Here is a 10223-nt window from a genome sequence, read left to right as displayed (position 1 = left end):
AGGGGCGCGGGGAACTGCGCGACCAGCCCCCACCCACCCGCACCCGACAACACACGACACGGGGTCTGGGGCGGAGCCCCAGGGGACGGGTAGGGGCGGCGGGGGCGAGGAAAACGGCTACGCCAGCCCCCGCCGGGCCACCGCCGGAGGCCGCCGCCCGGCGATCGACGCCACCATGTCCAGCACCTGACGCGTCTCGGCGACCTCATGCACGCGATACACCTGCGCCCCCAGCCACGCCGACACGGCAGTCGTCGCCAGCGTCCCCACAACCCGCTCCTTGACCGGCTTGTCGAGCGTCTCGCCCACAAAATCCTTGTTGGAGAGGGAAACAAGCACCGGCCACCCGGTCTCCACCATCTCGCCCAGCCGCCGCGTGGCCTCAAGACTGTGCCGCGTGTTCTTCCCGAAATCGTGCCCCGGATCGATGAGCACGGACTCCCGGGGCACCCCGAGCGAAACGGCCCGCTCCGCCAGCGCCAGCGTCACGCGCAGGATGTCGGCCATCACATCGTCGTACGCGACCCTGTGCGGCCGCGTACGGGGCTGCGTACCGCCCGCATGGGTGCACACCAGCCCCACCCCGTACCGCCCGGCGACCTCCGCGAGCCGCGGATCGACGCCGCCCCAGGCGTCGTTGAGCACATCGGCCCCCGCCTCACAGACGGCCTCGCCGACATCGTGCCGCCAGGTGTCGACGCTGATGACCACGTCCGGGAAGCGGCGCCGCACCTCGGCGACGAAACCGACCGTCCGCCGCGCCTCCTCCTCGGCCGTCACCTCCTCGCCGGGGCCGGCCTTGACCCCGCCGATGTCGACGATGGCGGCACCCTCCGCGACCGCCTGCTCCACGCGCGCGAGGGCGGGCTCGTCGCGGAAGGTGGCTCCCTGGTCGTAGAAGGAGTCCGGGGTCCGGTTCACGATCGCCATGATCACCGGCTCGTGCGCGTCGAACTCACGCCTGCCCAGCCTGAGCATCCCCTGTGACCTCTCCCAGTAGTTCTCGGCGGTTGTCGCGGTTCCGCCGCCTGCGACCCTAACTGTCAGAGTCGCATGGCACGATCGGAGCCTGACACTTTCCGTGCCGACGCGTCCGCGTCGGCATCAGAGCGTGGGGACCTCAGCGATGTTCATGTTCTTGTTCCTGGTCGTCGCCCTCGTCGTGGTGGTCGGCGCGGTGGTTCTCGCCGTGGTCGGCGGCGGTGAGAGCGGCGCCCTCCCCGAGGTCCCGCCCGAGCACCTCCATGACCCGTTGCCCCTGGACCGCCCCGTGCACCGCGCCGACGTGGAGACACTGCGCTTCCCGCTGGCGGTCCGCGGCTACCGCATGGCGGACGTGGACGACGCCCTGGGCCGACTCGGTGCCGAACTGGCCGAGCGGGATGCCCGGATCGCCGACCTGGAGTCCGCCCTGGCGGGGGCCCGCGCCGCCCGGCTCGCCTCGCTGGAGAAGCCCGGCGAGGAGGACCACCGGTGAGCGAAGCCCTGGCGGGCCCCGACGGCGCCCTGCGCTGCCCCTGGGCCCTGTCGACCGAGGACTACGTGGCGTACCACGACGAGGAGTGGGGCCGCCCGGTCCACGGCGACGACGCGCTGTACGAGCGGCTGTGCCTGGAGGCCTTCCAGTCGGGCCTGTCCTGGATCACGATCCTGCGCCGCCGCGAGGGCTTCCGTACCGCCTTCGCCGGCTTCAGGATCGCCGACGTGGCGGCCTTCACGGACACGGACAAGGAACGGCTGCTGGCCGACCCGGGCATCATCCGCAACCGCGCCAAGATCGACGCGACGGTCGCCAACGCACGTGTGCTCTCCGACTGGGCGCCGGGCGACCTGGACAACCTGATCTGGTCGTACGCCCCGGACCCGGCGACCCGAGCCGTCCCGAAGACCCTCGCCGACGTCCCCGCGGTCACCGACGAGTCGACCGCCCTCTCCAAAGCCCTGAAGAAGCAAGGCATCCGCTTCGTAGGCCCGACGACCGCCTACGCCCTGATGCAGGCCTGCGGCCTGGTGGACGACCACCTGGCAGACTGCACGGTCCGAGGCGCCGCGCCCCAAGGGGCGCGGGGAACTGCGCGATCAGCCCCCACCGGCCGTTAGCTTCCGAACCACCTTCGACCGCCAAATCCAGCGAAGCGAACCGTTACCGCCCCAAGTACTTCGGCTTCTCCTTGGCGACGAACGCCCGCACCGCGATCAAGTGGTCCTCGGAGGACCCGGCCCGGTTCTGCAGTTCGTCCTCCTTCTCCAGCGCCTCGTCCAGCGAGTGCGACAGCGCGTAGGCGAGGGACTCCTTGAGCGCGGCGTACGCCAGGGTCGGACCCTCGGCCAGCCCCCGGGCCACCTTCACCGCCTCGGCGGCAAGGTCGGCGGAGGGCACGACCCGGTTGGCGATTCCCAGCTCGTACGCCTCCTGCGCGGTGATGCTGCGCGGAAACAGCAGCAGATCCGCGGCGCGCGAGGGCCCGACGACCCGCGGCAGTGTCCACGAGACCCCGGAGTCCGCGGTCAGCGCGACCCCGGCGAAGGACGTGTTGAAGGCCGCGGTGTCCGCGACGATGCGATAGTCCGCGGCGAGGGCGAAACCGAAGCCCGCGCCGGCCGCCACGCCGTTGACCGCCGCCACCACCGGCTTGGCCGCCCCCGTCAGCGCCCGCATGATCGGGTTGTAGTGCTCCTGGACCGTGCTCATGACGCCCGCGCCCGAGCCGCCCGCGCCCGACTCGCGCGCCGAGAGCAGACCGCCGACGTGTTCCTTGAGGTCCTGGCCCACGCAGAACGCCCGGTCACCGGCGGCGGTGAGCAGCACGGCCCGTACGGATTCGTCCGCCGCGGCCGCCTGTGCCGCGTCCCGGAAGGCGACCTTGGTCTCGATGTTCAGCGCGTTCATCGCCTCGGGGCGGTTCAGCGTGATCGTCGCGAGTCCGTCGCTCACCTCGTAGAGCACGGTGTCGGCCATGATGGGTCCCCTCCGGTGTCGCGGCTCTGTCGTACCCGCCGGTACGTTCTGCGTCTGAGGACAGCATGGCGGAGATCACGGAGAGCGGCGGGGTTCGGACATGTGAGCTGTGTCAAAGAATTCCGGTGTTCGAAAGTCGATGCAGCGGCGGAGTATCGCAGTCGCACCGCCGAATTGAGTGGTTTTGCTCAAGCGCGTTGCGCAAGCGATGCCGACTGATGTTGGTCATCGGGTCCTGAGATGCGGGATAATGGCTTGGAAGCAATGTGTTCGATGCCGGTGACGCGTGTCCGACGAGTGGATGCGTGCCCTTCAGTGGGGCCGTCGGCGACGATGAGCTGGTTTCAGGAAGGGGAACGAGCATGGCGGCCATGAAGCCGCGGACGGGCGATGGCCCGCTCGAGGTGACCAAGGAGGGGCGGGGCATCGTCATGCGCGTTCCGCTCGAAGGCGGCGGTCGGCTCGTCGTCGAGCTGACCCCTGACGAGGCCGACGCGCTCGGCGACGCCCTCAAGAAGGTCGTCGGCTGACGCGGAACGCGACCATACCTTTCAGCTGCCCCGGCACCGCGCCACGGTGCCGGGGCAGTTGTCTTTCAGGGACAGGTCGCTGACCTGCCCCTGCGTCATGTGTGCAGGTCAGTGGGGTTCCGCTCGGTGTTTACGCGGTGCTGGGGTCAGCGTTTGACGGCACACAGCAGGCCGTCGCCGACCGGCAGGAGCGAGGGGATCAGCTCCTGGCTCTCGCGGACCGCGCGCAGCAGTTCGCGCAGCCGGAGGACCTCGGTGGGCTGCGGGCCCGACTCCACCGTCCGGCCGTTCGCGAAGACACCCTCGAAGACGACCAGGCCACCGGGGCGCAGCAGGCGCAACGATTCAGCGAGGTATTCGAGGCTTTCGAGTCGGTCGCCGTCGCAGAAGACGAGGTCGTATCCGGAGTCCGCGAGCCGGGGCAGGACGTCCAGCGCGCGGCCCGGGATGAAGCGGGCCCGGTTGCTGGCGAAGCCGCACGCGCGGAAGGCCTGGCGGGCGAACTGCTGGTGCTCCGGCTCCGGATCGACGGTCGTCAGTACACCGTCCGGCCGCATGCCGTGCAGCAGATGAATCCCGGAGACTCCGGTTCCGGTCCCGATCTCCGCGACCGCCTTGGCGTCCACGGTGGCAGCGAGCAACCGCAGCGCGGCGCCCGTGCCGGGAGACACCGAGCGCAGCCCTGCCTCCCGGGCCCGCTCGCGGGCCCAGTGCAGCGTGTCGTCCTCGGCGACAAAGGCGTCGGCGAACGCCCAGCTCGTCAGCCGGTTGCCGGTAATGACCCTCTCCTGTCCCCGTGGTTGCCTGGGCGTGACTGTATCCGTTGCCGCCGGGAACCCGCAGATGGGACCGGGCGTTTAGAGGGGGTGGGGAACAACGCGGGGGTAGCAGATGGATCAGGACGCCCAGCAGGTGCTGACGCAGCGACGTGAGCGCGTATCAAATTCTCGTAAAACCGCTTATCCGGAGCTAACGGGCGAGGTGGCTATGGTAGGGGCTCCACTGGACACCACCAGAGCCGACAGGGGAGGTGCGGCTGCGCCTGTGGATCGAGGCGGGATGCTGCGGCGCCTGCTCAGATCGGCGGGTGAGCCGAAATCCGTGAACAACACTGCTGACCGTTACCACGCTGCTGACTCCGCTCAGACCGCGACCTTTACGTCCGAGGCGGACTCGCAGGCGTGGACTCCGCCCACCTGGGAGGAGATCGTCAGCACGCACAGCGGCCGGGTCTACCGGCTCGCCTACCGCCTGACGGGCAACCAACACGATGCCGAGGACCTGACCCAGGAAGTCTTCGTCCGGGTCTTCCGCTCCCTGTCGACCTACACGCCGGGCACTTTCGAGGGCTGGCTGCACCGCATCACCACGAACCTCTTCCTGGACATGGTGCGCCGCAAGCAGCGCATCCGTTTCGACGCGCTCGGCGACGACGCGGCCGAGCGCCTGCCCAGCCGCGAGCCGTCCCCGCAGCAGGTCTTCAACGACACCCACTTCGACGCGGACGTCCAGCAGGCGCTGGACACCCTCGCGCCCGAGTTCCGCGCCGCGGTCGTCCTCTGCGACATCGAGGGGCTTTCGTACGAGGAGATCGCCGCGACCCTGGGCGTCAAGCTCGGCACGGTCCGCAGCCGCATCCACCGCGGCCGCTCGCAGCTGCGCAAGGCTCTCGCCCACCGGTCGCCCGAGGCCCGCAAGGAGCGCCGCGGGTTCGCGGTCACCGGTGTGCCCGCTCTGGGAGGAGGGGGCGCGAGCGCGTGAGTGGATCACGGCTGAATCCTGCCGATCGGCCCCTTGCCGAGCAGCATCTCGGAGACCGGCTCTCCGCCCTGGTGGACGGCGAACTCGGCCACGAGGCGCGCGAGCGCGTCCTGGCCCACCTCGCCACGTGCGCGAAGTGCAAGTCCGAAGCCGACGAGCAGCGACGACTGAAGAACGTGTTCGCGGAGGTCGCCCCCCCGCCTCCCTCCGAAAGCTTTCTGGCCCGTCTCCAGGGCCTCCCCGGGGGAGGCGACTCGGACGGCGATGGCTCGCCGCTGAGCGGGGGAGGGTTCGGGGCGTCCGGAGTCTTCGGCATGAAGCCGGAGTCATTCGGTTACGTGCCGTCCGGTCCGCATGCCGCCGTGCTGCCCTCGGAGCAGCGCGGGTTCCGTATCCATGACATCAGCCGACGTGAGGCCGAGCGGTCGGCCTCACGGGGCCTGCGTTTCGCGGCCGCCGCGGCCGGCGCCGTGTCCCTCGCCGCGATCGCGCTCGGCGGGGTGTCGACCGGTGGTGGTCCGACCGACACCGCGGACGCGCGAGGCGGTTCCGGTGCCGGCAGCAATGTGACGCCGATGCGAGGACCGGGCTCGGGCGGTGCGACCGCGCCCGAGCAGCGCCGCCGGTCCGTGGGCCCGTTGCTCGCCCAGGGACAGCGTTCCCTCAGCGAGGAGGGGGGCGCGCAGACCGAGTTGTCCGCGCCGCTGCTGCCCGGCATGCCGGGACCCGCCGAGGCCGCCGAGCAGAACGCCCGGTCGCTGCACGCGCTGACCGCTCCGGTGGTGGCCGGGGCCGCCGTCATGTCCCCGCTCATACGCCCCCTCACCGCCACCGCGCCGGTCACGCTGACCGCGTGGTCGACGGCGACGGAGTTCGAGACACCCGGATTGCCGGTCGTCCTGCCACCGCACGCCTCGTCCGCCTCACCTTCGCCTTCCTCCTCGGGCTGAACCGGCCCTCTGCGCGGCGGCCCGTGAACCTGGTTGAATCCAGGGATGGGCCGCGCCCGCCGGAGGGACCCCGGGTGCGGAGTCGACAAACCGCGGTGACCGCCGATGTGCTGTGCCGCGGGTCAGGTGTGGGGAGAGCATGGACGAGGGGAAGCCCACGAAGCCGAAGTGGTGGAGCCGGCCCAGGACCCGCGTGCCGGATTCCACTCCGGCCGGTCCCGCTCCAACGAGCCCTGTTCCAACGAGCCCTGCTCCCGAGGGTTCCGTCCCGGCGGGTCCTGCTCCGGACGGGTTCGTTTCGACGGGTCCCGCGCCGGACGGGTTCGTGCCGGCGGGTCCTGCTCCGGAGGGTTTCGTGCCGGCGGGTCCTGCGCCGGACGGGTTCGTGCCGACGAATCCCGCGTCGGACGGGTTCGTGCCGACGGATCCTGCGCCGGACGGGTTTGTTTCGGACGGGTTCCCGCCTGCGGACCCCACGCCGACAGGCGCGGGTTCCGCCGAGGGTGGCGCGGACAGGGGGAGTGCCATGGGCGGGCTTCGTGAGGGCGACATGGACGGGGACTTCGAGCTGGCGAAACCTGCTGGTTCTCGTGCCGGTGCCGGTGCCGGTGCCGGTGCCGCTTCTCGCTCCGGCTCCGACTCCGGCTCTGGTTCTGGTTCCGGCGCTGTTTCCGGTCCGGCTCGGGTGTCTGTGGCGGGCGAACCGGGCGACGGCGTGAGTGCGGCCGGTGAGCGTGACCGGCCCAAGCCCCTGCACGCTCCGGATCGCTACGGCACGCCGCCTTACGGCGGACCCGGGCCCTGGGCGCCCGCGCCACCGGTGCAGCACCCGGCGGCCACTCCCGCGCGGGGTACGGCTGTTCCGGCGGCCGGGGCCCCGTCGCAGGACGCGGCCACCGGAGCCGAGACCGGGGATGCCTCCACCCGGGGTGTCTCCGGATCGGAGATGCCTTTCGGGTATGACCCCGTGGGGAACCACGTCCACGGTGCCCCCACGCACCCCGGCCCCGGCCCCGCGCCCGCCCCCCAAACTCCCTGGCAGCATTACGACCCCTGGGCCGCGGCCCCGCTCCAGCAGAACGGAGCCGCCGTCGAGAGCACGGGCGGGCGGCGCAGGCGGACCAGGAAGACCCTGGTGCTCGCGGCGGTGCTCCTCGCGCTCGTGTCCGGAGGCGTCGGAGGGGCCGTAGGGGCGTATCTGGAGCGGAACGGCGGGATCGAGAAGGTCGAGCTGCCGCAGACCGGCACCGAGGCCAAGGGACGGGCGCCGGACAGCGTGGCCGGGATCGCGGCCAGCGCGCTGCCCAGCGTGGTGACCCTGCATGTGAGCGGCTCGGACGCCCAGGGCACCGGTACCGGGTTCGTGCTGGACGAGCGCGGCCACATCCTCACCAACAACCACGTCGTCGAGCCGGCCGGCGGCAGCGGCCAGATATCCGTGACCTTCAGTGGCGGTGAGTCCGCCAAGGCCGAGCTCGTTGGCCACGACAGCGGTTACGACCTCGCCGTCGTGAAGGTCACCGGCGTCAGCGGCCTCAAGCCCCTCCCGCTCGGAAACTCCGACAACGTGCAGGTCGGCGACCCCGTCGTGGCCATCGGTGCCCCCTTCGACCTGGAGAACACGGTCACCGCCGGCATCATCAGCGCCAAGGAGCGCCCCATCACGGCGGGCGGCGAGGAGGGCGACGGCAGCGACATCTCGTACGTGGACGCACTGCAGACCGACGCCCCCATAAACCCCGGCAACTCGGGCGGCCCGCTGGTCGACTCCAAGGCCCGGGTCATCGGTATCAACAGCGCCATCCGCTCCGCCGACAGCGGCTCGGACCTGGAGGGCGGCCAGTCGGGTTCGATAGGCCTCGGCTTCGCCATCCCCATCAACCAGGGCAAGCGCGTCGCCGAGGAGCTGATCAACACCGGCAAGGCCACCCATCCGGTGATCGGCGTGACGCTCGACATGGAGTACACGGGCGACGGCGCCCGTGTCGGCACCAAGAGCAACGACGGCGGCCCGCCGGTCAACCGGGGCGGCCCCGGCGACCGGGCCGGCATCAAGGCCGGTGACGTCATCACCGAGGTCGACGGGCAGCGCGTGCACTCCGGCGAGGAGCTCATCGTCAAGACCCGCGCGCACCGCCCCGGTGACCGGCTGGAGCTGACCCTGGAGCGCGACGGCAGGGAGCGGAAGGTCTCCCTCGTCCTCGGCTCCGCCGACGGCGACTGACGGAAACCTCACAGGAAGCGGGCCGAATCCCCGCTTCACCCCGCCCCACAAGGCAAACATCCCGGAAAACCCGCCGTGTACACACAGTCGGAGGGCCCGGGACAGTACCGGACAGACGGGATGGCCGGGTACCGTGGACCCGGCCCGGACCACGGAAAGACCTGCCGAGGGCCGCGGACATCGCAAGGAGCTGCAAGGTGTTCAATGACATAGGACCGCTTGAGCTGGTGACGCTCGTTGTCCTTGCCGTGCTCGTCTTCGGCCCGGAGAAGCTCCCGAAGATGATCCAGGACGTCACGCGCACCATCCGCAAGATCCGTGAGTTCTCGGAGAGCGCCAAGGCGGACATCCGTGACGAACTCGGCCCGGAGTTCAAGGACTTCGAGTTCGAGGACCTCAACCCCAAGACGTTCATCCGCAAGCAGCTGGACAACGACGAGCTGGGGCTCAAGGAGATCCGCAACGGCTTCGACCTGAAGAAGGAGATGGCCGAGGTCACGGACGCCGTGCACGGCCGTGCGGCCGAGTCGTCGTCCGCCGGCTCGGACTCCGCCGGCTCCTCCTCGTCCGGCGGCACCGTCGACATGACGAAGAAGGACGAGAAGCCCGCCCCGGACGAGCGCCCGCCGTTCGACGCGGACGCGACCTGAGCGTTCGAGGTCCAGAGCCTTCGAAGAACCAGAGCCTTCGCCCGGCGTGGCTCACGTCTCGCGGTTCGCGTCTCCGTACGAATGCGACCTGGGCCTTCGCGCGGGCATGACCCGAGCGCGAGGCGTGCGCCTGCGGCCTGTCTCACGACAGCGGCGCGCCCGCCGTCCCGAGCCGGCTTCCGCCGGGTCGTACGCCCGCCCGCTCCTCATACGCGGCATACGTGGCCCGGATCCTGCCTGTTCACAGCGGGCCGGATTTGACGCGTACGCGCCCTACGAGGCGACCGGTATACCGGCCCGCCCGGAAGCTGTGGCTATTCTGCCTAGTTGTTGTCCGGACCGGAGGACGCCCGAAGGGGGGCGGGCCGTTCGGTCCGACGAGAGCGAGGAGGCGTCCGGGCACATGGAGACGACAAGTCGGGTAGGCGCGCAGGCGCCGGCTGCGGAGGGCGGACAACAGGTCCCCTCCGCCCGGCGCACGGTCGACGGCTACCTGCTGGCGCCCTTCCCGTGGTACGGCCTCGACGAGGCCTTCACGGGGCCGCGCTGGCTTATGCAGGTCGGCGCCACGGCCGACGGAGCCGTCGAGCACGGCTCGATCGGACATGGCGACGAACCTTCGGTACGCAGCGAGTCCACGGAGGACAAGGAGCGCTTCGCGGTCGTGGTCACCGTCGCGGCCAACCCGGTGCGCCGCAGCGCCGACGGCACCGGGCTGCTCGAGGCCACTTCGGTGTCCTCCGCGGCCTGGCTCGCGGGAGTCGGGCTGCTGTCCTTCACCTGGCCCGGCCAAATGGACCACACCCTGCGCGACGACTGGCTGGACCAGCAGACCGAGACCGCGTGGGTTCTCGCGGACGATCTGACCGGCTCCGACTGGTCGTCGCTGTCCCTCCCCGTGGACGGGGTGCCCACACCCTTCCACTACCGCGAGTCCGAGTTCGGCTGGGTCCTCGCGGGCTCCACCCAGGAGGGGGTCCACCTCGGTGCGTACGGGCGCGGGATGAGCGCGTACGGCCTCGCCTTCGCCGTGGTCAAGGACATCACGACGTACGCATAGCCGAGCCGTGTACGGGAAGGGGGGGGGGGGCGGGTTGGTCGGGGGCCCCCTCCCCAAACAACCCCAAAAGGAAAAACACACCTCAGAAA

At 70.8% G+C, this 10223-nt stretch carries 11 protein-coding genes; 8 read left to right on the top strand and 3 right to left on the bottom strand.

The features are described from left to right. Positions 1–117: 117 nt before the first annotated feature. Positions 118–978, bottom strand: coding sequence for a dihydropteroate synthase (folP, locus tag AB0I18_RS50325; RefSeq protein WP_363112580.1), 861 nt, complete (start codon positions 976–978; stop codon positions 118–120). A 148-nt stretch (positions 979–1126) separates the two neighbouring features. Here folP and AB0I18_RS50320 point away from each other — a divergent pair, with 148 nt between their 5' ends. Then, the gene (locus AB0I18_RS50320) at positions 1127–1477 is read left to right on the top strand and encodes a DivIVA domain-containing protein (RefSeq protein WP_363112579.1); all 351 of its coding nucleotides are present in this window, start codon (positions 1127–1129) and stop codon (positions 1475–1477) included. Continuing rightward, positions 1474–2100 carry a DNA-3-methyladenine glycosylase I gene (locus AB0I18_RS50315; protein WP_363112578.1) on the top strand — a complete coding sequence of 209 codons (627 nt, stop codon included), beginning with the start codon at positions 1474–1476 and terminating at the stop codon, positions 2098–2100. Before AB0I18_RS50320 ends, AB0I18_RS50315 begins: the two co-directional genes overlap by 4 nt. Positions 2101–2143: 43 nt before the next feature. Here the strand turns inward: AB0I18_RS50315 and AB0I18_RS50310 are convergent, their stop codons facing one another. Next, positions 2144–2959 (bottom strand): enoyl-CoA hydratase-related protein, encoded by an 816-nt coding sequence (locus AB0I18_RS50310; protein WP_363112577.1) that lies wholly within the window; start codon positions 2957–2959, stop codon positions 2144–2146. A gap of 362 nt (positions 2960–3321) precedes the next feature. Here AB0I18_RS50310 and AB0I18_RS50305 point away from each other — a divergent pair, with 362 nt between their 5' ends. Further along, positions 3322–3489 (top strand): DUF3117 domain-containing protein, encoded by a 168-nt coding sequence (locus tag AB0I18_RS50305; protein ID WP_003966491.1) that lies wholly within the window; start codon positions 3322–3324, stop codon positions 3487–3489. Positions 3490–3635: 146 nt separating this feature from the next. On the opposite strand, the gene AB0I18_RS50300 is transcribed toward AB0I18_RS50305, so the two are convergent. Then, positions 3636–4334 carry an O-methyltransferase gene (locus tag AB0I18_RS50300; RefSeq protein WP_363112582.1) on the bottom strand — a complete coding sequence of 233 codons (699 nt, stop codon included), beginning with the start codon at positions 4332–4334 and terminating at the stop codon, positions 3636–3638. 214 nt (positions 4335–4548) lie between these two features. Between AB0I18_RS50300 and sigE the strand changes: the two genes are divergently transcribed. From sigE to AB0I18_RS50275, 5 genes are all read left to right on the top strand, one after another. Then, on the top strand, positions 4549–5250 hold the full coding sequence (gene sigE, locus AB0I18_RS50295; protein WP_363112581.1) for an RNA polymerase sigma factor SigE: 702 nt from the start codon (positions 4549–4551) through the stop codon (positions 5248–5250). Next, positions 5247–6200 (top strand): anti-sigma factor, encoded by a 954-nt coding sequence (locus AB0I18_RS50290; protein WP_363112576.1) that lies wholly within the window; start codon positions 5247–5249, stop codon positions 6198–6200. Before sigE ends, AB0I18_RS50290 begins: the two co-directional genes overlap by 4 nt. Before the next feature lie 139 nt (positions 6201–6339). Then, positions 6340–8424, top strand: a complete 2085-nt coding sequence (locus tag AB0I18_RS50285; protein WP_363112575.1) for a trypsin-like peptidase domain-containing protein — start codon at positions 6340–6342, stop codon at positions 8422–8424. A gap of 197 nt (positions 8425–8621) precedes the next feature. Beyond that, positions 8622–9074, top strand: coding sequence for a sec-independent translocase (locus AB0I18_RS50280; RefSeq protein ID WP_363112574.1), 453 nt, complete (start codon positions 8622–8624; stop codon positions 9072–9074). Between the two features lie 403 nt (positions 9075–9477). Then, positions 9478–10134 carry a hypothetical protein gene (locus tag AB0I18_RS50275; protein ID WP_363112573.1) on the top strand — a complete coding sequence of 219 codons (657 nt, stop codon included), beginning with the start codon at positions 9478–9480 and terminating at the stop codon, positions 10132–10134. Positions 10135–10223: the final 89 nt, after the last annotated feature.

It is taken from the genome of Streptomyces sp. NPDC050704, assembly GCF_040654355.1.
Lineage (GTDB): Bacteria > Actinomycetota > Actinomycetes > Streptomycetales > Streptomycetaceae > Streptomyces.
Note: the sequence above shows the minus strand (reverse complement) of the source record. Positions and strands in the feature narration are given on the sequence as shown.